The sequence below is a fragment of the Neorhizobium sp. USDA 3394 genome (assembly GCF_056280385.1).
This window is the reverse complement of sequence record NZ_JBWCDU010000001.1, coordinates 4,349,291-4,369,224: the sequence shown is the minus strand read 5'-3', so window position 1 is coordinate 4,369,224 and position 19,934 is coordinate 4,349,291. Positions and strand designations below refer to the sequence as shown.

The 19,934-nt window shown below is 57.3% G+C and carries 17 protein-coding genes and 1 tRNA gene; 9 read left to right on the top strand and 9 right to left on the bottom strand.

Annotated elements, in window-relative coordinates; all coding sequences use genetic code 11:
* Window positions 1-84: 84 nt before the first annotated feature.
* Both ACZ9EJ_RS21370 and ACZ9EJ_RS21365 read left to right on the top strand, forming a co-directional pair.
* Window positions 85-1,506 carry a lipopolysaccharide biosynthesis protein gene (locus ACZ9EJ_RS21370; protein WP_311522584.1) on the top strand — a complete coding sequence of 474 codons (1,422 nt, stop codon included), beginning with the start codon at window positions 85-87 and terminating at the stop codon, window positions 1,504-1,506.
* 59 nt (window positions 1,507-1,565) lie between these two features.
* Complete coding sequence (locus ACZ9EJ_RS21365) at window positions 1,566-2,786, top strand: GNAT family N-acetyltransferase (RefSeq protein ID WP_251089909.1); 1,221 nt, start codon at window positions 1,566-1,568, stop codon at window positions 2,784-2,786.
* Here the strand turns inward: ACZ9EJ_RS21365 and ACZ9EJ_RS21360 are convergent, their stop codons facing one another.
* Window positions 2,787-4,421 (bottom strand): AMP-binding protein, encoded by a 1,635-nt coding sequence (locus ACZ9EJ_RS21360; protein ID WP_046642152.1) that lies wholly within the window; start codon window positions 4,419-4,421, stop codon window positions 2,787-2,789. It lies immediately after the preceding gene.
* A 132-nt stretch (window positions 4,422-4,553) separates the two neighbouring features.
* Window positions 4,554-5,204, bottom strand: coding sequence for a hypothetical protein (locus ACZ9EJ_RS21355; RefSeq protein WP_046642153.1), 651 nt, complete (start codon window positions 5,202-5,204; stop codon window positions 4,554-4,556).
* Window positions 5,205-5,449: 245 nt separating this feature from the next.
* On the opposite strand from ACZ9EJ_RS21355, the gene ACZ9EJ_RS21350 reads away from it, so the two are divergent.
* A tRNA-Leu gene (locus tag ACZ9EJ_RS21350) sits at window positions 5,450-5,534 on the top strand.
* 162 nt (window positions 5,535-5,696) lie between these two features.
* On the opposite strand, the gene ACZ9EJ_RS21345 is transcribed toward ACZ9EJ_RS21350, so the two are convergent.
* Window positions 5,697-6,626 (bottom strand): hypothetical protein, encoded by a 930-nt coding sequence (locus ACZ9EJ_RS21345; protein WP_046642154.1) that lies wholly within the window; start codon window positions 6,624-6,626, stop codon window positions 5,697-5,699.
* 284 nt (window positions 6,627-6,910) lie between these two features.
* Between ACZ9EJ_RS21345 and ACZ9EJ_RS21340 the strand changes: the two genes are divergently transcribed.
* The 4 genes from ACZ9EJ_RS21340 to ACZ9EJ_RS21325 are packed head-to-tail and all read left to right on the top strand — an operon-like array spanning window position 6,911 to window position 11,487.
* Entirely contained in the window at window positions 6,911-8,341 is a 1,431-nt protein-coding gene (locus ACZ9EJ_RS21340) for a hypothetical protein (RefSeq protein ID WP_255743285.1), read from the top strand.
* 1 nt (window position 8,342) lies between these two features.
* Complete coding sequence (locus tag ACZ9EJ_RS21335) at window positions 8,343-9,161, top strand: hypothetical protein (RefSeq protein WP_046642561.1); 819 nt, start codon at window positions 8,343-8,345, stop codon at window positions 9,159-9,161.
* On the top strand, window positions 9,161-10,519 hold the full coding sequence (locus ACZ9EJ_RS21330) for a methyl-accepting chemotaxis protein (RefSeq protein ID WP_052764724.1): 1,359 nt from the start codon (window positions 9,161-9,163) through the stop codon (window positions 10,517-10,519). The genes ACZ9EJ_RS21335 and ACZ9EJ_RS21330 overlap by 1 nt, the downstream gene beginning before the upstream one ends.
* Window positions 10,510-11,487 carry an OmpA family protein gene (locus ACZ9EJ_RS21325; protein ID WP_046642562.1) on the top strand — a complete coding sequence of 326 codons (978 nt, stop codon included), beginning with the start codon at window positions 10,510-10,512 and terminating at the stop codon, window positions 11,485-11,487. The genes ACZ9EJ_RS21330 and ACZ9EJ_RS21325 overlap by 10 nt, the downstream gene beginning before the upstream one ends.
* A gap of 1 nt (window position 11,488) precedes the next feature.
* Here ACZ9EJ_RS21325 and ACZ9EJ_RS21320 read toward each other — a convergent pair whose 3' ends face one another.
* The 3 genes from ACZ9EJ_RS21320 to ACZ9EJ_RS21310 form a co-directional block, all read right to left on the bottom strand.
* Window positions 11,489-12,148: a thermonuclease family protein gene (locus tag ACZ9EJ_RS21320; RefSeq protein ID WP_046642563.1), complete on the bottom strand. Its 660-nt coding sequence runs from the start codon at window positions 12,146-12,148 to the stop codon at window positions 11,489-11,491.
* Window positions 12,149-12,395: 247 nt separating this feature from the next.
* Window positions 12,396-12,926 carry a hypothetical protein gene (locus ACZ9EJ_RS21315; protein WP_046642564.1) on the bottom strand — a complete coding sequence of 177 codons (531 nt, stop codon included), beginning with the start codon at window positions 12,924-12,926 and terminating at the stop codon, window positions 12,396-12,398.
* A gap of 102 nt (window positions 12,927-13,028) precedes the next feature.
* The gene (locus tag ACZ9EJ_RS21310) at window positions 13,029-13,271 is read right to left on the bottom strand and encodes a hypothetical protein (protein WP_046642565.1); all 243 of its coding nucleotides are present in this window, start codon (window positions 13,269-13,271) and stop codon (window positions 13,029-13,031) included.
* Between the two features lie 114 nt (window positions 13,272-13,385).
* Here ACZ9EJ_RS21310 and ACZ9EJ_RS21305 point away from each other — a divergent pair, with 114 nt between their 5' ends.
* Entirely contained in the window at window positions 13,386-13,889 is a 504-nt protein-coding gene (locus ACZ9EJ_RS21305) for a PIN domain-containing protein (protein ID WP_080955878.1), read from the top strand.
* 28 nt (window positions 13,890-13,917) lie between these two features.
* On the opposite strand, the gene ACZ9EJ_RS21300 is transcribed toward ACZ9EJ_RS21305, so the two are convergent.
* Window positions 13,918-15,837: an AAA family ATPase gene (locus ACZ9EJ_RS21300; protein WP_255743284.1), complete on the bottom strand. Its 1,920-nt coding sequence runs from the start codon at window positions 15,835-15,837 to the stop codon at window positions 13,918-13,920.
* Window positions 15,838-16,676: 839 nt separating this feature from the next.
* Window positions 16,677-17,291, bottom strand: a complete 615-nt coding sequence (locus ACZ9EJ_RS21295; protein WP_052764725.1) for a response regulator transcription factor — start codon at window positions 17,289-17,291, stop codon at window positions 16,677-16,679.
* A 255-nt stretch (window positions 17,292-17,546) separates the two neighbouring features.
* Between ACZ9EJ_RS21295 and ACZ9EJ_RS21290 the strand changes: the two genes are divergently transcribed.
* Complete coding sequence (locus ACZ9EJ_RS21290) at window positions 17,547-18,149, top strand: recombinase family protein (RefSeq protein WP_080955880.1); 603 nt, start codon at window positions 17,547-17,549, stop codon at window positions 18,147-18,149.
* Here the strand turns inward: ACZ9EJ_RS21290 and ACZ9EJ_RS21285 are convergent.
* Entirely contained in the window at window positions 18,100-19,326 is a 1,227-nt protein-coding gene (locus tag ACZ9EJ_RS21285) for a flagellin N-terminal helical domain-containing protein (protein ID WP_046642569.1), read from the bottom strand. The genes ACZ9EJ_RS21290 and ACZ9EJ_RS21285 overlap by 50 nt on opposite strands.
* Window positions 19,327-19,934: the final 608 nt, after the last annotated feature.

Sequence of the window (19,934 nt, the reverse complement as noted above, 5' to 3'; positions counted from 1 at the left end):
CCATCGACGCCCGGGCGAACCCTTTCTTAACCCTGCTGTGGCAACACTTTCGGCCATTGTTCCCGTCGTCGTTACGAGTATTGCGTGCCCATCATGGCGGTTATCGAAACAGCGGAAAGATTGCTTCCGCCTGGTCTGAGGACCCGGCTGGCACCGCTGACCCGCAAGCTCGAATCGATCCTGACCGACGACGACGAGACAGCCCGCGCCCAGCGTCGTGCGCTGACCGCCTTCGTGATCCGGGTTGCAAGTGCTGCCATCGCCTTCGTGTCGCAGATCGTGCTCGCCCGCCTGATGGGCGAGTTCGAATACGGCATATTCGCCTTCGTCTGGGTTCTGGTCGTGCTTGCCGGCAATCTTTCCTGCCTCGGCTTCCACACCTCCGTCATCCGCTTCCTGCACCAGCACAAGGCGCGCGACGAGGTGGCGACGGTGCGCGGGCTCAATCTCGCCGTCCGCCTGGTGGCGCTCATTTCGGCAAGCACGGTTGCAGGCCTCGGCTTCCTGTTCCTGCATGTCTATGGCCACACGGTCGAAGCCTACTATCTCGTGCCGGTGTCGCTCGCCTTCTTCACCCTGCCGATGATCGCGCTCGGTGACGTGCTCGACGGCACCGCGCGTTCGAACGGCTGGACGGTGACGGCGCTGAGCCCCACCTACCTGATCCGCCCGACCCTGATCCTCGCCTTCATGCTGGCCGCCCTCTGGTTCGGCGCGCCGCATACCGCCGTAACCGCCATGGAGGCGGCCCTTGCCGCCACCTATGTTACGACGCTTTCGCAGCTCCTGCGCCTGACGCTGCGCCTGCGCCGGCTCTACGGACCGGGCCCGGTGCAGTTCGAGATCGGCGCCTGGTTCCGTTATTCGCTGCCGCTCTTCCTCGTCGACGGCATCGGCTTCCTGCTGACCAATGCGGATGTCGTCGTCGTCGGCCTCTATCTACCGCCGGACCAGGTCGGCATCTATTACGCCGCCGCAAAGACGATCGTGCTGGTGCAGTTCGTCTACTTCTCGATCAAGGCGGCCGCCGGCCCCCGCTTCTCCGCCATCATGGCGGAGAACGACATGCCGGCGCTGGCAGCCTTTGCCGGACAGACCGCGCGCTGGAGTTTCTGGCCGTCACTTGCCGTCGGGCTCATGGCGCTGGCATCCGGCGAACTGCTTCTGTCGCTGTTCGGCAGCGCGTTCACGGCCGGTTACTGGCTGATGGCGATCCTGTTTTGCGGCATCCTTGCCAAATCCATGGTCGGCCCCGGCGAGGTCCTGCTCAGCATGGCCGGCCGCCAGAAACTGTGCGTCCTGCTCTACGCCGTGACGCTGTCGGCGAGCATCGGCCTCAATATCGTGCTGATCCCCCGCTTCGGCCTCACGGGTGCCGCGATGGCGACGGCATCCGCGATGATGATCGAGGCGATCCTATTGCATATCGCAGTCCGCCGCACGCTCGGCATCGTCCTTTTCGCGTTTGCCGATCCGACGCCCTCTGCTCCTTCAAAGGCTTCCTGACCATGGCGTTACCTCCGTTCAGCAGCGAGTTCGAGGGGAATGGCGGCGGTCGTGCGAGCATGATCCAGGCATTCCGCGCCGAACGGCCAGATGCCGATACGCATCTCCAGGTCGGTCGGCCGGGCCGCGAACTCTGCCTCTATCCCGCCGCCTTCGGTTACGACCTGCAGGAAGAACTCGAGTTCCTCTCCAACCGCGCGCTCGAGCCGAACATCTTCTTTTCGGCCCGGCTGCTCGCCCCCGCCATGCCGCGGGTCGAGGACAAGCTGGTCCGCCTGGCGCTGATCCGCGACGAGACGGGTGCGCGCAGCCGCATGCGGCTGCTGATGCCGTTCACGATCGAAAAGCCGGGCTTTTCCGTTGGCGCCTCGATCATACGCGCCTGGGCCAATCCCTTCGGCCCGATTGGCACGCCGCTCGTCGATGCGGAAGATTCAGCCGAGACGATCGACAATCTTTTCGACGCGCTCAGCATGCGCGAAGCCCGCCTCCCCTCCGTGCTGGTCATGCCGGACGTGCGGCTTTCCGGCCCGTTCGCGCAGCTCGCCAAGGCCGTCGCGATCGGCCGCAACCTGCCGGTCACCGTCACCGATCCCCAACAGCGGCCGATGCTGGAAAGCCTGCTCGACGGCGAGGCCTATCTGAAACACTCGATCTCGTCGCACCACTACCGCGAAATGCGCCGCCTCTGGCGCAAGCTCGACAACAAGGGCTCGCTCAGCTATTCGGTCGCCCGCCAGCCGGAAGAGATCCGCCTGCGGATGGAGGAATTCCTGGCCCTCGAAGCCAAGGGCTGGAAGGGCCGCAAACGCTCGGCCCTGATCAACGACCGCTACCGCGCCGCCTTCGCCCGCGAGGCGATCACCAACCTGGCGGAAGTCGATGCGGTCCGCATCCACACCATCGATTTCGACGGCCGCGCGATCGCCTCGCTCATCGTCTTCATCATGGCCGGCGAGGCCTATACGTGGAAGACCGCCTACGACGAGAGCTTTTCCCAGTTCTCGCCCGGCAAGCTCTTGATGGTGAAGCTGACCGAATGGCATCTCGAAGACGCCAACATCACGCGCACCGACAGTTGCGCGGTTCCCGATCACCCGATCATGAGCCGTTTCTGGGAAGAGCGCGAGGAGATGGGCACGCTGGTGATCGGCCTGCGCCAGAACGGCGACCGCGACGTGCGCCAGGTGGCAGCACAGCTCCACCTCTACCGCAACACCCGCAACATGGCCCGCATGCTTCGGGAAAAGATCATGTCGCTCGCCGGCCGTTCGGAATAACTACTCTGCAGCCGCCTTGTCCCGCAGCAGCCGGCGGATGACCTTGCCGCTGGTCGTCAGCGGAATATCATCGACGAAGGCCACCTCGCGCGGATATTCGTGCATGGAGAGCCGCGTCTTCACCCAGTCACTGACTTCCGCAGCCAACTCATCGCTGGGAAGATAGCCTGGTGCCAGAGCGATATAGGCCTTGACGATCTCGGTGCGGATCGGGTCCGGCTTGCCGACCACGGCCGCCAGCCGCACCGCCGGATGGCCGGTCAGACAATCCTCGATCTCGCTCGGCCCGATGCGGTAACCGGACGAAGTGATGACGTCGTCATCCCGGCCGACGAACTCCACATAACCATCGCGGTCCTTCCGGCCGAGATCGCCGGTGATCAGCCAGTCGCCGACGAATTTTGCTTCCGTCGCAGCCTCGTCGTTCCAGTAACCGAGAAACATCACCGGATCCGGACGGCGGATGGCGATCTGCCCCATCTTGCCGACCGGAAGCTCGATGCCCTTGCCGTCGACCACCGCCACATGATGGCCCGGCACCGCCCGCCCGATCGCCCCGCCGCGCGACACGCCGAGATTGGCGGCCGAGGACAGCACGAAATTGCACTCGGTCTGGCCGTAGAACTCGTTGACCGTCAGCCCCAGCGCCGCCTTCGCCCAGTCATAGGTCTCGCGGCCGAGCGCCTCGCCCGCCGAGGCGATCGTCCGCAGCTTGAGATCGTATTTTTCGAGCGGCTTTTCGACCGATTTCAGGAGCCGGAGCGCCGTCGGCGGAATGAAGGCGTTGCGCACATCCATCTCGCTCATGATCCGGAAGGCCATGTCCGCATCGAACTTCTGGGCCGGCGAGGAGACGACCGGAATGCCGAGCATCAGCGCCGGCAGCAGCACGTTGAGCAGGCCGCCCGCCCAGGCCCAGTCCGACGGCGTCCAGATCCTGTCGCCTTCCTGAGGCGCGAATTCATGCGCCAGCTGGAAACCCGGAATATGCCCCGCCAGCACCCGATGGCCGTGCAACGCCGCCTTCGGCGGGCCGGTCGTGCCGGAGGTGAAGATCATCAGAGCCGGATCGTCAGGAACGCTGTCGACGACCTCGAACACGGGAGGATGGGCGGCAATCAGCGCATCGAGCCCCAGAAGGCCCTCGCCGGCCGGCGTATCTCCGGTGACGATGACATGCCGCAACTCCGGCAGCTTTTCGCGTAAGCCCGCAAGCCGTGACAGGCCGAAGGGGTTGGTGACAATAGCCGTCGCACCGGATGCCTTCAGCCGGTATTCGAGCGCCTCGGCCCCGAAGAGAAGCGCCAGCGGCAGGGCGATGCCACCCATCTTGTAGATCGCCACATGGGCGATCACCGTCTCGAAACTCTGCGGCAGCAGCAAAGCCACCCGATCGCCGGGCTTGAGACCCAGCGCGACGAAAGCATTCGCCAGCGAGGCGGACCGCTGCGACAGCGCGCCATAGGTCAGCGCCCGATGGTCGCCATCCGGGCTGAAATGCTGGAGACAGATGCGCTCCGGAAATTCTTTCGCCCAGGCATCGCTGACCACCTCTCCCATGTTGAATCGCTCTGGGATCTCCCAGGCGAAATCGCCAAAAAGGTCTTCATAGGAGGTACGGGCAGGCAGTTTCATGGGCAGCGCTTCTATTTTTGCTGCACCAGCTAACATCCGCGATGCCGAAAATACAAGGGGGACACGGGAGGGGACCTGATATGGAGAAACCCATCCCCTGCGAATGGGGATGGGTTTCGAATACCAAGCAGATCAGCGTGAGGCGCTCATCCGCAGCATGCGGCAGAGCGATTCCAATGCCGCATCGCCGCCGCCAGTGGTGATGTCTGCGCAGCGAGTGAGCAGCCGACGCTGCTCGGTTTCGGACATCGCCTGGAAGGCCTCGAACTGCGGGGCGGTGAGCCCGCCTGCACCCGGAGCACCCGCGGCGCCGGCACCGCCCAATGGGGCTGCGCCGATCCCCGTGCCTCCGAGGCCGAGCAAAGCGGGACCGGAAGCCGCACCGGGACTGCCGCCGCCGATCGATGCCGTCGTCCCGGCATCGACGCCATCACCGCTACCGAGCGCAAGGCCGGCATTGACGCCATTTCTGCCTCCGAGAGAAACGGCCGCATCCCCATCGAGCCCACCCCTTCCGCCGACATTCGCATCGGCATTCAAACCATCACGCCCGCCCGCCGTCACATCCGCATCCGCCACGCCCCTGCTGCCACCGATACCGACATCGGCGCTGACACCGCCGGTTCCGCCGACGGAGACTTCGGCACCGATCCCGTCGCTCGTATTCACATCGGCACTAACGCCATTCTCGCCGCCGACAGACAGGCCCTGCGCAAGGATCTGCCCGGCAAAAGGCAGGGCGAAACATCCGGACAGCAACAGCACACGCAATGATTTCCGCATGATAATCTTCTCCTTCCGAAACCCGGCACCATTGCCGGACCTCCGAGAACCGAATGTCCAGGCGACATACATGTTTCAGGAGATGCTAAACAACGGCGATATGCCGTTAAGGAAAGGGAAAAATCCACATCCCACTGCCTTGATCCGGAACAACCGCGCAGGCACGGAGCAGGCGGGATTGCAGCCTCACTTCACCCTTGCATGCCGGTGCGACGCCGTGATAGAGCGCTTACCGCTACCCGAGTGCCCCGTTGGCGGAATTGGTAGACGCGCCTGACTCAAAATCAGGTTCCGAGAGGAGTGCTGGTTCGATTCCGGCACGGGGCACCAAAAACCACTAGGATATTCAAATACCTACTGTGTTTTCAATAGGTTAAAATTCCATCTGCTACTGGTGCGGCCCCTAACGAATTTCCCCAGGAATGGTCTTAGGGGGCGGATGCCCCATAACAACTTTCCCCGGCCGATTCGCGGCTTAAACCGCAGAACCCTCTAAATCCGAAAGCCAACTGGTCCAGAACCCCAATCGGGTTCCGTAAGGTCGGGAACCGGTCCGATGTTTCGGCCGACAAACTGCACGGCTGGAAAGCCGTTCTCGAAAAGATACCGCCTAGCATTTTCATCGCCTTTCAACGCCTTCCGGACCTGCTTGTCCGGAGCGCCGGTGAAGAAGCCCAATTCCAGGTCACGCCCTTCAAGACCGAGATAGATCATCGATCTGACGACAAGATCATAAGCCATGCGATAGACGTTCAACGGGGCGGTTAAAATCTGGCTTTCTTCCGTCAACCCGTTTTGGGCCATGCTGGCAAAGCTCTTTTGAACGCTGTTGGTGTGCTTGATCTCAAACCGGACGAAGTCTGTGTTCCGCTTCAGCGTCTGGCCGATTGGACGGTCGAAGGCCAGCACTCCAAATTCAGGATCACTGAATACGAGCGCAATTCTGAACGTGCTGACTTCGTTATCGCCGATCTCATTGTCGACTTGTGTGACGTAAGCGCCTTCAAAATATAGGTCCTCATTCTGGTCGACGACCAGCGCCGCTTGGCGACCAAGATGAATGTAGATGGTTTTATCGCCCGGCAGCACCAGGTTACGGAGACTAAAGGCCGAGACATCGTTTTTTGCTAACTTCGGTATCAAGGCCGATACGTCGAAGATCGAGCACTCGTCGCTGTGCAGAACAGGCTCCGCGATCTTTTCCAAAATTTTGGCGCGAGCCTTCATGTCCGCGACTTGGTCCTCGGTCGCGCCCGACTGTTCCGAAGCGGCCATCCATTTCGCTATAACTTCACGTTGGCGGTCCAACCTGGGATCGGTAACGGCAATGTTCTTCTCGATGGCTGCTTTCGCTTGAGTTGAGCGTTCGAGCCCAGCGGCTTGGATAAACTGAGTTCGAGCGGGGTGGGGTAAGTAATCCATGGACGTCCTTTCGGTTGACCTAGGATTTGGCGCAGCTATGCATGTTACAAGCTCCGTTATAGGCCCTCCATCAGCGGGAAATGTCGGCCTTTAAATCACCAAGGCGGATGGTCGGCAGAAAGTCATCGCAGCCTTGTGGAAAGTTCGAAAAACCGTTTAGCGAATGCTCAAGCCAGCGGCCGATCCGCTGTTAATCATTTAACAAATTACTAAGGTTGGAGCGTGGACGGAAATCAACCACTGCGGTAGGAAGGTGCGGGGAATCAACTGTTGCGAAATCTAATATGGCTGCTCGTTTTGACGCATTGAATCGGCTGTGGACCACCGTGAGAGAGTCCAACCATGACTTTCGTGCGTCAACGGATATTTTTCCGATCCTCGACACTGAAAAAGTCAGTCGCAACCTTGAACTTAATGAGCGCGGGGAGGCCAACGGCACCAATAACAGGCCGGTCAAGTCGGCCCGCGCGCTTGATGAAGTCGAGCAGCAGATAGTCGCCAAGGTCGAGGAGGAGAAGAAGGGGTCCTATCAGCTTCTTGAAGATCAGTTTGCCACCTTTTCTGACCGGCTTCGTAATCTGGACTTCGAGGGACAGTTCGGCTTGATCCGGCAAGCGAATTTTACGAGCCTCTCCGACTTCAAGGCCGAAGTGACGGTGGGCCAGGATGAACTTCATGGTCTGCGGCGAGATTTAAAGGTCGCTGAGGAGGAGCTTGAGAATTTCAAAGAAAAGCACGGATTGAGAAGAGCCGCCAAGGTAAGCAACGGGGCTCATATGGCCTTCAAAGTCAGCCTACTGATTTTCTTGCTCTTGATCGAGACCATATTAAACGGAAATTTCCTGGCGAAGGGCAGTCAGCAAGGTATCCTTGGTGGCGTGACGGACGCTTTCAGCTTCGCTCTTCTGAATATCGGTTCTGCACTGTTTCTCGCCTTCTTTTGCGTCAGATTCCTGGTGCATCGAAACTGGTTTTTGAAGCTCCTAGGGTTTATCGGCCTCCTTATCTACATCGGGATGACTGTTAGCATCAATCTGGCGCTTGCCCACTTCCGGGAACTGTCTGAGACCGCGTTCGCCGACGCAGGACGCGAGGTCATCCGGAGGATGCTTTCGACGCCCCTTGGCTTGGCGGACCTGAGTTCTTGGACACTGTTCGGCATCGGCATCATGTTCTCTCTGATCGCCTTCGTCGATGGGTGCCTGCTGGTCGATCCATATCCCGGTTTTGGGTCAACTCAAAAACGCGTCAAACTGGCACGCGACGAATATATCGGCCGAAAAGAAGACCTAATCGGTACTCTGAAGGATATCCGAGACGACCATAACGACAAGGTCGAAGCCATCATCCGGGACCTGAGCCAGCGGCGCTCAGAACATAATGCGATCCTCTCCCACCGGACAAGAAGTTCCAGTCTCTTCGTTGAGCATCAGAACCAGCTGGAGCGGGGCGCAAATGCGCTTCTGACGATATATCGGGAAGCAAATCGCAAGACCCGCTCCGATCCCGAGCCGAAATATTTTTCCACCGCTTATAAGCTGGACCGGCTCACACCGACGCAAACCTCTCCAGATGAATGGAACGACCGAGAATTGGCAGACCGAATCAACACAGCCCAAACAGAACTGTCTGAGCAAATGCGGAAAATCAGCGAGGAATTCGAGGCGGCGGTGACCCGATATCATCAACTAGACAACCTTTTCCCGGGGGCGTGAGTTGGCCAGACGCAGAAGCCGGAAGTCGGGAAACTCCGTGGGGCTGATCATCGGCACCACTGTCCTAGCATTGCTTTCGATTGGCATTGTCGGTGGGTATGCCGTCTTGAGGATGCGGGCAGGAGAGCAAGAGCCGCTCGACAAGGCGACTCTTTGCCCGCTTTCAGGTCCACGCGCGATCACCGCCATACTTCTCGACGTGACCGACCCCATAGCTGACGCGACAGCGACCGACCTTCGTAACGAATTTCAGGCAATCGTTGATCAAGTTCCAACAGGTGGGCTTGTTCAAGTCTATTTGCTGACGGAGAAGGAAGGCGAATTGGCGGTCAGCTTTTCAGGCTGTAATCCAGGAAGTGGTAAAGACGTTGATGAGTGGACGAATAACCCTCGACTAGCACAAGACCGTTGGGAGCGAGGTTTCCAAAAGCCACTTGAAGAGCTGTCGAAGCGCCTTCGTGATGGGAAAGCGGGACAGCAGTCACCCATTATGGCAGGTATCCAGAAGATCAATCTCGAAGCATTCGGCCTTCCTAAGTACCAGTCTCTTCCAAGAACGCTCGTCGTAGCCTCCGATATGGTGGAGCACACAGCGGCGTTTTCGATCTATCGCACGGGCGCGTCGTATCCAAAATACGAGCAAAGCGGCGCGCAAGCGAAATTCCGGACACCACTGAACGGTATCAACGTAAGGGTCCTTGAATTTCAGCGCCCGGGCCTTCGGTTCAGCGATCAAGAACTTGGCAATTTCTGGAATTCTTGGGTCTCGAATAATTCTGGCACTCTCGGCAGCTTTAAGCGCCTGCAAGGGATTCTGTGATGGCCAAAGAAAGAAACTTTGGAAAGTTGGTGGCCCACCACGGCCCGATGTTGTTGTTCGCAATTCTGACCCTGACCGGCATTGTCTTCATCTGGACGGCGAAGCTCTGGGAGTTGCATATCGGCCTGGTGACCGCTGTGCCCATCTCCATCATGCTGGCCTATCTGCTGATTTCCCTGATCGCGAACGGTATGCGCCTGCATAATGAGCAGGCTGGAGACAACCTCTATTACATGGGATTCCTCTTCACCCTGTCGAGTTTGGGAGTGTCACTCTACCGGTTTGTTGGTGATGCCTCCATCGACGAAATCGTTCGGAACTTCGGCATCGCCGTTACCTCAACCATCTGCGGCATTGCGTTCCGCATTCTGTTCAACCAGATGCGACGAGACCCCATAGATATTGAACGCAGCGTGCGGCACGAACTGGCTGAGATGACGCGTCGGGTTCGAACTGAACTCGACTCCTCAGCACGCGAGTTTTCCAGTTACCGCCGAAGCAGCAGCCAGATGTTGTTGGAGGGCTTCGAGGAGATCGCCCGCCAGGCCGAACAGACGGGGGCCGCAGTCCAGAAAGCCATCGAAATCCTGTCGACGGAATCCATTAAACCAATTCGGGAGGCATCCGAAAAACTCGCGACGTTGAGCCAGCAGAATTTAGCTTTGTTCGAGGAACGGTCTTCGAAGCTCAATAGCGTCGCGGAGGAAGCGACCGCGAAGGTCAACGCCGCGACAATGCAGATGTCGCAATTGGTGGAAGGCCTGGGTAAAGCCATTGAAGGTATGTCCGGCAAAATTGACGGGATGCAGTCCCCAGATGAAGTCCTGCGCTTTCAGTTGCAGCCTGCCGTCGATGCTATTCACGATGTGGCAAAACTCCAGGCGAAACAGAGCGAAGACACCGCTGCGCTGTTGAAACAGCAAGTTGAGAAAACGGCGGAAGCCCTCTCGCCACTTAACGACCTGCCGAAGCGTCTGGCAGAGGCTATCGAGCCGTTGAAGGCGCTGGCCCAGCTATCTTTGAGGCCGTCTCCTGTGGCTCCTTCCGCCGAGCGCACCGCGTCTGAACCCGCATGGCCGGAAAGATTTGCTGAGCTGCCGATTTCGACACGCGATGCAATCCGTGTAACAACGATGGATATCCCACAACCGACGCTATTCGCTTCGGACCGCATTGATCTTCCGCCTGAGATCAAGACCGGGGACGGGCCGCTACAAGCCGAAATACGTGTCTCGCCGACCATTATAACCGGAGCAAGGAACGGCGAGGATGAAGCGAGACCTCCAATTTCTGGCCACCCGCTGGCCGCAACCGATGATGGGTTGACCAAGAAGTCATGGTTTAAGAGATGGCAGTGATCTCCGAACCTGCTGCGAAATCGGAGCACAAGGGCTACAACCGTGGTCTCATTCTCGGTCTGACGATGGCCGAGTCGATGCTGCTTTTGGTGTTCTGCCTGCTACTGGTTGCTGCCGCCATCATCAATTCTGAACGGAAGAAGGTGGCCGAGGCCGTTCAGGAGTTGGTGAACGTGCGGCCACTGCAGGAAGAAAACCGACGTTTGAAGGAGCAACTGGACGATTTACAGCGGAGCGTCGATCTTTTGGCGGGCACGTCCGCCGAAGCGGAAGAGCTTCAGAAGGAATGGCGTGAACTGGTGCAGGCCCGTGACACGCTCCGCTCCTATCAGGAACTGGGCTTGACGCCGAAAGCCATTGCCGAACTGCGGCGGGTAGCCGAGGCGTTGAAAAGAGCTGGGATCGCGACAGTCGATATAGCCGCGCTAGAACAGCGCCTCCAACAGTTGATCAGCGCCGAAACAGAACAGAAAAGCTCGAAACCCCACGAGTGGCCTCCAATCATAAATCTCAGCGAGGCAGGTGGCTACTTCTTTCGATCAGGCAGCGCCGAGCTAACCAAAGCGTTTGCTGACAAGCTCCGGGGCTCCATTGCCAGCGAGATCGCCCAAAGTCTAGACCGCTACCAAGTGGATATTATTGAGGTCATCGGCCACACCGACGAGCAGCCGATTTCACGGACTGGCTCCAATCTGGACCAGTCGATCATCGATGTGGTTGATGGTAGGAAACCGATCACTGCTATTATCCCTGCGGACAATGCAGGATTGGGACTTGCACGCGCGATTGCGGTGGCGAACGTCTTGCGCGCTGATAGGTCGTTGAAAGACGCTGCGATCCTGCCAATGTCCGGCGGACAGCTTGTTATGCCGGGGGATGTACTCACCACGGGCCAGGCGGGCAACGTCGAATCCCGTCGGCGGATTGAAATTCGCATCAGACGTAGAGCCGAGCCAATGACACCTTAGGTCAGCGGCCCCAATAGGGAGCGCGCCACCCTGCCGCGACGGCCTCCGCCTCAGTACAAAACCAACGCTCGCCTTTTTGCAGCGACACTTTTGTCCTGTCGTACCATGGCGACCAAGGTGCGTGGTAGATGTAACCGCCTCCGGAAACGTTGCCCTTGATCGGACACCCATTTGGAGCTTCTTGCTGCGACACGGCCCATTTTGCTTCGCGGAAATCCCATGGTGTTTCGGTAGGAGCTTGCCAGACACCAACGCGGTTCTGATGAGCGACATCTTCCAGCTTCGCGTAGTCCAACGAATATTTTCGAAACGCCCAAGCCATACCGGCCGAAATCATAGCCGCATTGATGTCGGCACCATTAACCGTGCAGACGCCAATAGTCCGGCCATAGCCATCGCTGCCCCGCGAATCACATTGCACCGCTTTATCCAGCACCAGGTCTTCCATCGACCTGATTGCCGCCTTTCCACATGGCCATGACTTGCCTAAGGGCAGAGTGCATTGCTGTCCGGCTTCCGGGGCGTCGATTCCATGAAGCCGAAAAGTCTCGCCATTCAACTCAATCGTATCGCCGTCGACCACCCGTACATTCCGGGCGGCTATAGATGTCTCGGCAATGGTCCCCAACATGAGAGCCGCAGCTATCAGAAATTTGCGCATTTTGTGATCGTGTCCCCAACGAAAGGCCGTTCACGCCCTCAACAAACATTAACTGAGGCAACCCAGTCCGGCAGTCGTTTTTCGGACTTCAGATTGTTAAGCTCTAGTCTCTGCACGGAGATGAGCGATAACAACAAGCCGTATCGTAAACGAGGCTTACTTCCCGCTCGGAGGCTTGGGAGGGGGTGGTGAGCTGGGTTTGCCACCATTAGGATTCGGCCGGTTGGCGGACTGCAGAGTTGGGGCTCTAGGAGCCGGGCTGTGCGTCGGGGTTCCTCTTTGTTCCAATTGTGGGGGACGGGGGACCTGAGGCCTGTCCTGAGACATCTTTGCTGCCTTCCATGTTTCGGTATGCATGCAACGAAAGAAAAATCACGCCAAAGAAGAATAGCGTCAGCGCAACGAAGTTCAAAACGACGGTGGTCGTCCGAAAGACATTTCCCCAAGAATATTCGGTTCCGGTTTCTACTGCCTTTGTAATTTTTCGTATTTCAACTTCTGCATCCTGGGCACCTGACCAGTATGAAGAAATGTTCGCTGTGATTGAAAGGCCGAACGCCAGCCAGCTCAATAGCAGAAATTGCGAAAAGGTGGCGGCACCACCACTTAGCTTGTCTGCGTTGACGATAGACAATCCGAGCGCACCACCGCTCACGCCAAGGATGGCCTTGTCGAAGGTCGTGTACTGATCGTTGCGCAGTTCAAGAGTGCTCTTCCAATGTTCGAGAAGGCGAGCGTCATCTCGCGCTGCTTCGGGCTCCTGCTGATCAGTATCCATTGGTTGCCTCGAAGAAGGACGGGAGGCTGAAGCTATACGAACCCGACTGATTCCCCAACGTGTCAAAGCGGCACCGAGCCAGAACGGCAAGCTGCGTCACACTTACTTCGATCCGCTGCCGGAAACCGGGCCACCACGCGTCAGAAAAGCTCGCGCTTCGTCTGTTATCTGCAACCGCGAAATCCGGACAAGGAATTCTTCAGAACCGTCTTTCACAGTGAGCGTGCCCGTTCGGCGCAAGGCTTCAAAGAAGCGCCTTAGATCGCCCTCCTCGGGGATGAGGAATGCGCCGTCCGATATATTATCTTCATGGGCTCCCGCTAGGGAGTGATCGTCTTCAGACATATCTATTCCTGTAAAATCTTCCGGCGCGCTCGGAAGTATATTCGAATATACAGATTAATCGATGCTTAACCATAATGGTGGAGCGTGCGCGCATTGCAAACTGAGCGTACTTTTATGACGATAGGATATTTACTGGACACATGCGTTTTGAGCGAAACAAGTAGGGCCAGACCTCATCCACACGTGATCCGGTTCATTGAAACGGCATCTAATCTCTTTATTCCCGCAGCCGCGATCATGGAGTTCCAGCAAGGGATCGCTCAGCTGTGCTCACGTGATCCGCTCAAAGCGGTTCGACTAGCTAACTGGTATCAGAAGCTGATCTCCTCCGGCATGCCGATCCTGGATACTGGAAAAGAGATCGCTGAGGTGTGGGGCGTCCTCGCTGCCGATCCTAGATTGCGCAATCTCCTAATTTCACATCCTGGGGCAAAACGCCTGCGGCACGGGCAAGACCTCCATATTGCGGCGACGGCGCTCGTCAATGGATTACCGATAGCAACTCTCAATATCAAAGATTTCCTTTTGATCAACAGCTGCTATCCGCTTCCAGGAATCTACAATCCCCAAGATAACAGGTGGCACAGCAAATTTACGGCACCAGCGGCTTTTGCCTGATGGTTTTCCTGCCAGGGCACTGACCAGTTTAAGATGTCCTGTTGTTGGCGTGCAGGCGACTTTCCCTGCGTGTGAGGAGATCGGGTTTCGCCACCATCTCGGCGACCTGGTCAGCGGTCACTTTGCCTCGGGATTCCAGTTCATCAGCAATACGCTCGACGAGTTGTCGGTTCTCCCAGATAAGCTGCTTTGCTCGTCCGAATTCGCATTGGAGCACGCCATCGACCCATGCCGTGATCGTCGCGTCAGTGTTGCGAAGCTTTTCGAGGTCGGCGTCTTTCTTCGCAAGGCTGTGTCGAAGACGATTGCCCATTCCCAAGCCTGTCTGCAGCAGCGTTGCGATCCTTGTTGCCTGTGCAAGATCGGATCGTTCGCCTGCCCCGGAACCATCGCTGATGGCTCCGAGGAAGACCTCCTCAGCCGCCATCCCTGCGAGCAGGACTGCGATCTGGTTCCTGTAGGTCTGGGCGGTACGGTGTGCTACATTTGGAAGCTCGTAATAAGCTCCCCCGCCAGGTACGGTCTCCGCATCGTTGCGAGTGTGGTCGATGATCATGGCACCATGAAATTTGCCATGATCAAGAACAACCACTGCCGCCGCGTGCCCAGCTTCATGGACGGCGAGCGCCCGCCGGAGCTTACCCGTGATCGGGACAAGTTCCGGCAATACCTCGACAACATCATCCATGGTCACGTGACGTCTCGCCCGTCGTGCAACTCGTTTTGCGTCGCGTGCGACCTTTGCAAGATCGGCCCCGGAAAAGCCGCTGGTCGCGGCCGCTAGCCTTGAATGATGCTTGCTTGGAAGTTCTTGGCCAAGCTGCTGTTGAAGGATGGCGATCCTGTCCGTGGCGGTCGGCAATGGAATGGCAACATGTCGATCCAATCGTCCCGGCCGCAGGATGGCGGGGTCAATTCGACTGAGGTCGTTCGTCGCGCCGATCATGACGACACCTTCGCGCCCGTCGAGCCCGTCCAAATGTTCAAGGAAGGCATTCACGACCTGGACCGAATAGTCTTTGTGATCGTGGGTGAATGAGTTTCGGTCGCCGAAGCTGTCCAATTCGTCTACGAACAGGATGCTCGGCGCACTGTCTTTTGCCTTGGCAAAGTCTGTTCGCATGGCCTTGAGCAGGTCTCCGAGGTGTCCGTTCGCTTGCCAACGAGCCAGCGAGGCCGCGATAATCGGAATACCGCATTGTCGGGCGAGCGCGGCTGTAAATTGCGTTTTGCCGACACCTGGCGGACCCGAGAGGACGATACCTGTATCGACCTCTGACCAATCGATAGTGCCTCGCTGCCAGTCTTTTAGGTCTTGCGCAAGTTCGAGGCCCCAGGTCTTTGCAGCTCCATAACCGTACATCGCCTCTAGGAGCGGCAATTCACTTTTATGCTTCGATCCGCTGCTACTGAGTTCAGATGCCTTCGCCAAACGAGCCAAGGCTCCCTTGATGGGGCGGCCGCGACGCAGTGCTGCCCATACATGATCCAGCGGATATTTCATGGCGGCTTCCGCTTCAGTAGCAGTAGCATCGATCTGATACGCAATGCGGCAGCCGATCCGAAAATCCATCACCGAGATCGGCGCAAGATCGACTTCGACATCGATGGACAATGACACCTGGAGCGGAAGGTCAACAGCCTGTTCCTTAAAGATAAGAAGTCGGCTTTTCTTATGGTCCGCTTCCAGTCGTTTGACGATTGCCCTCGGCTTGTCGGCGGCGGTGATCATCACATACGCCATATCATCCCGATTAGCAGACAATCGCAGCATGAGGCTTGCCGCACACGTATCATAGTCTTCCGCACATCGGTCCGACGGCACATTCAGAAGTACGATGCAATCGTAGCCGCCGATGAAATCAGGGGCCTTTCGGAGCGCTCGCCTGAGCGTACAATACAGAGCGACATCGTTTGGGGTTTTGAGCGAAGGCATCTTTTTAGACACAATTATCCTCCTGGCGGCGGAGCCGCGAACGCTGAACAGGTAATGTGGGATCAACCGCGATAGCGGCGTACTATGGTCTCAGGGGCAATCAAGGCGTCATCCAAATCGATGGCGACAATACGGGCCAGAACCAGACTCGCTAGACCGGGTATCGGAGGCACGTTTCGAAATACGGAAAGGCATTCAGCCACCGTGAGAGTGCCGTGTTCCTCTAGAGCCGCCAACAATCGAACTCGATCATCGAGCGCAACTTCGTAACGCGCGTACCGCAAAAGGTCTTTCGCATTCCGAAGCCGTACGTCAGGCAGATCGGGCCGAGCTAGAATCTGAATTTCGAAACCAGCCAGGTGAGCGGCCTCAATCAACCAAGTTGGAGCGCCCTCGCACCTATTGTCGGCTTGAATCAGGGTTCGGCAGCTCTCACGCTCCACGAGCAAATCAGGAAAATATACTTCGCCGCCATACCGGAGTGCCTCGCTGAGGCATGACCACGAGGTCACGTCATCGTCGACGTCCAGAAGGCATGCGATGTCGCGTGCCAACTGATTGCGGAATGCAGCTGGGCCAGAGCACCGGACCGTCTGTTGAGGATAAAAAATTTTTGTCGGAATTGATGACGAGCCCTGGGGGCTGACAGGCTGAATTTCCATCGGACCACTCGAATACGCTGAACTCACTGCCTCCAGTGGAGACGCGGGATCAGATCGATATTCGTATGGTGCGGGCCGTGTTCATCATGGATGGAACATTTAGTGAACAAATTTTTGGTCGTCAAGTGGGGAGTGCGGACATTTTATGCTCGGCAGGTGGTTGGAATAGGCTGTGCTTCAGCATGCGTTTTACAGCCTGCTCGAAATCCAGAGCGCTACGAGGTGCTGTAGGTTCTTTGCCCCGACCCTCCCCTTAAGCCGCTCGATCCGATGCTCAATCGTCCGAGGCGACAGGTCCAGCCTGAGCGCGATCTCCTTCTGCGCAGCGCCTTCTGTGAGCAGTTGGAGGATACTGAGATCAATGTCGTCCACTTTGAACCCTGTAACCTCAGGGAGCAGGAGGTCGATCTTCGAGAAGAGGATGCACCATTCGCTTCTTCCGGTTGCGGACTTTTGAGGAAGGAGCAGCCTGTCATGGAAAATCCTGCAACCTTGGAAGACTGTGCGTCCCCTGGAAAGCAATGGTCGCTTTTGGGCCAGTACCTCGGTCAACGCGGGCATCACGATATCGTGGAGGTAATCTTGATCTGAGAAGTTCCGGAGATTGAACGGCTGTTGCAACGGGAAATCCAGAATTCCCGTTGCAACGCTGTAGCGCCGGATAAATTCGACTGAGAAACTGCTTGGTTCCTGAGCCTTGCAGCCGATGAGTGCCAGAATTGCGTTCGGCTGCGTTGGGCGAAGAACGGCTTCGTAGATGTCGGTAGCTTTGGCTCCCTCGCTGCTTTTGATCCAGGCGTCCATCAAGTCGTGCACGCAGGCTGAAAAGGATTTCACCCCTCGCACGAAACAACTCCTGCAGGGCAACACGACAAATCTTGGCTGTCGGTGAAGGACAAAACGAACCAATTTTGTCATCGAACCAGAATTGATGTCGTACCTTGCGTAGGTCCCTGAGAACCTTGGACGCATACCTTTATTGCACGTCGGCAAACGTGGTCGGACAAAATTGGTTGGTTTTGTCAATCGCGCCGATTCCAAGGAAATCTCGGAAAGATCATGAGAATAGGTTACGCGAGGGTATCGACCACAGAGCAAAATCTGGATTTGCAGTTGAACGCTTTGGTTGCGGCCGGTTGTGACGTCATTTTTGAAGACGAAGGATTTTCGGGCGCGATCACAAATCGGCCTGGCCTAACAAAGGCATTGCGACGGCTTAAACGAGGTGACACGCTCATCGTGTGGCGACTGGATCGTCTCGGGCGGTCACTGATTCACCTGGTGAAAACAGTAACGCGGCTGCAAAATCGGGGAGTAGAATTTCTCTCGCTGACGGAATCCATAGATACTGGTAACCCCGCAGGTGCTTTCGTTTTTCATATCTTTGCCGCGTTGGCGGAGTTTGAACGACGCCTCATATCGGAACGCTCGGCAGCCGGGATCGCCGCCGCCAAAGCCAAAGGTCGTCTGCTTGGCCGTCGACCGTCGCTCACGCAAGAGCAGATTGCCGACGTCTGCCACGCCCGTTTCCAGGAAAATCTATCGCTGGAGGTCATCGCCAGCCGATATCGTGTCCATCCAAGAACGGTTCGAAGGCATCTACGGAAGCACGTCACTGAAACAGTCGTAGAAGGGCGTTCGGACTTTCATTCGCAATGCTGAGAGCCTGCACCGATAGGTTCTGGCGCGTTTGCAGAGCCTTCAACCGCGTGGATGCCTCGTTCAGGTCCGCGTCGACAAGGCGTCCGATGCCACTGTCCAGGCTGTCCCTGAGCTTGGACGCGAATTTTTCCTGCATCTCGATCCGCTTCGAGAGGGCTCCATATTTCGCCGTGACCGAAACGGCGTTTTGAAGTTTATCGTCCACGAATGAGATCAGAACATCGAGAGCAAATTCCACCGGTGCCTGCGTGCCGACGAACTGCGCTGAATACTCATCAAGCTTCGTTATGTCGAGGCTCGCAACCGTAACGTCCGGATTGAAGCCATGGCTCGCGGTCGTACTTGTTGTATCAATCTTGCCTGAGGCATCAACCGCCTTGACGAAAAAGCCGTTGAGGCGAGTGAAATAGTCGGTGCCGTCGGAATAGAGGTCGTCACTCACTCGTTCCCAGCTCGACTGGTAATCCAGAAAGGCTACAGGCCTGGGAACGTTGAAGACGTCATCGGGGATGTAGATCATCTCGTATTTGATCGGACTATCCGCAATGCCGTAGCCGGTCTGCACGCCGATCAGGGGAGCGCCCGGCTCATAACGAGCTGGAGCAAACACAACGTCTTTGGTTGTTCGCTTGATGTCGATGGTTTGGACCGACGCATTCCCGGCGCTATCGCGCGTGAAGGATGCGACCAGTTTCTTATCGCCCTCCAATAACGGGAAGGGATTGGGGTTGTCTGGCCCGGCATAAACGAAGCCGTTGACGTTCGGATGGCCGATAAGCCAGTTCTCGCCAGCAAATGACGAAGAATTCGAGATCGACAGCAGTTGGTCCTGAAGCTGTTTAATTTCGCCTTGGACCTTGGACCGGTCCACTCCTGGTTCCGCTGCGGCAACTAGCCTGTTCTTGATCTCCGCGATCACTTTTGTGGTCGCCTCCATACCGGCATAGGCCGTGTCGACCATGGCGGCTCCCAACCCGAGCGCATCCTGAACGGCAGAAAGCGCGCTGTTATCCGAGCGCATCGTCATTGCAATCGACCAATAGGCCGCATTGTCCGACGCGGTTTTCACTCGCAGGCCCGTAGTGACCTGCTGCTGTGTCTCAGACAGGGATTGCCCTATCGACCGGAGGGTATGAAGGGCGGCAATCGCGGACGTATTTGTGAGAATGCTGACCATGGCAAACCAATAAAATTAATAAAGATCGGTTCGTCATGAGCCTCGCCGCAGCATCGTGCTGCTGTGCGACTATCGCCAGCGAAGGTTAACCGACGTACGAAAACGGGAGGGGGAAACTACCCTTTAGCCACATGGAATGTGCGAGTTAATTCGAACCCGGCGACGATCAGCGTCGGGCAACAAATCTCGACGATTGGTCAGCCAGTAAAGCGCCTTTTAGGACTTTGCGTGGATATTCTGATCGCGTCGTCATTCTGGGTGGAAGCATGGATGTAAAATCATCACAGGTAACCGGGAACGCTGCCACGCACTATGCGGCATGGCAGTTGTCTCGCAGGGGTTGGAACGTCATGTTGACGTCTAGAAACGCTAAAGGCAGTGACCTTTTCTGCGCGAATGACAGCGAAACAATCCGCTTCGGCGTGCAAAGCAAAGGGCTGACGAAACGAGACCCCGTAGGTCTCGGGAGCAATCTTGCGAACCTCAGATCAGATTGGTGGATCATCACAATCAAGGCCAAGACGGAAGCGCCCGTCTGCTTCATCATGACCTTGGAGGAAGTGAAGGCGCATTGTAGTCACAGCGATCCAGCCAAGAGCAGAACAGGA

Coding starts and splice junctions, on each gene's coding strand:
- ACZ9EJ_RS21365 (WP_251089909.1), top strand. CDS start 1,566: ATGATCCAGGCATTCCGCGCCGAACGGCCAGATGCCGATACGCATCTC.
- ACZ9EJ_RS21360 (WP_046642152.1), bottom strand. CDS start 4,421: ATGAAACTGCCTGCCCGTACCTCCTATGAAGACCTTTTTGGCGATTTC.
- ACZ9EJ_RS21355 (WP_046642153.1), bottom strand. CDS start 5,204: ATGCGGAAATCATTGCGTGTGCTGTTGCTGTCCGGATGTTTCGCCCTG.
- ACZ9EJ_RS21345 (WP_046642154.1), bottom strand. CDS start 6,626: ATGGATTACTTACCCCACCCCGCTCGAACTCAGTTTATCCAAGCCGCT.
- ACZ9EJ_RS21340 (WP_255743285.1), top strand. CDS start 6,911: ATGGCTGCTCGTTTTGACGCATTGAATCGGCTGTGGACCACCGTGAGA.
- ACZ9EJ_RS21330 (WP_052764724.1), top strand. CDS start 9,161: ATGGCCAAAGAAAGAAACTTTGGAAAGTTGGTGGCCCACCACGGCCCG.
- ACZ9EJ_RS21325 (WP_046642562.1), top strand. CDS start 10,510: ATGGCAGTGATCTCCGAACCTGCTGCGAAATCGGAGCACAAGGGCTAC.
- ACZ9EJ_RS21320 (WP_046642563.1), bottom strand. CDS start 12,148: ATGCGCAAATTTCTGATAGCTGCGGCTCTCATGTTGGGGACCATTGCC.
- ACZ9EJ_RS21315 (WP_046642564.1), bottom strand. CDS start 12,926: ATGGATACTGATCAGCAGGAGCCCGAAGCAGCGCGAGATGACGCTCGC.
- ACZ9EJ_RS21310 (WP_046642565.1), bottom strand. CDS start 13,271: ATGTCTGAAGACGATCACTCCCTAGCGGGAGCCCATGAAGATAATATA.
- ACZ9EJ_RS21305 (WP_080955878.1), top strand. CDS start 13,386: ATGACGATAGGATATTTACTGGACACATGCGTTTTGAGCGAAACAAGT.
- ACZ9EJ_RS21295 (WP_052764725.1), bottom strand. CDS start 17,291: ATGGACGCCTGGATCAAAAGCAGCGAGGGAGCCAAAGCTACCGACATC.
- ACZ9EJ_RS21290 (WP_080955880.1), top strand. CDS start 17,547: ATGAGAATAGGTTACGCGAGGGTATCGACCACAGAGCAAAATCTGGAT.
- ACZ9EJ_RS21285 (WP_046642569.1), bottom strand. CDS start 19,326: ATGGTCAGCATTCTCACAAATACGTCCGCGATTGCCGCCCTTCATACC.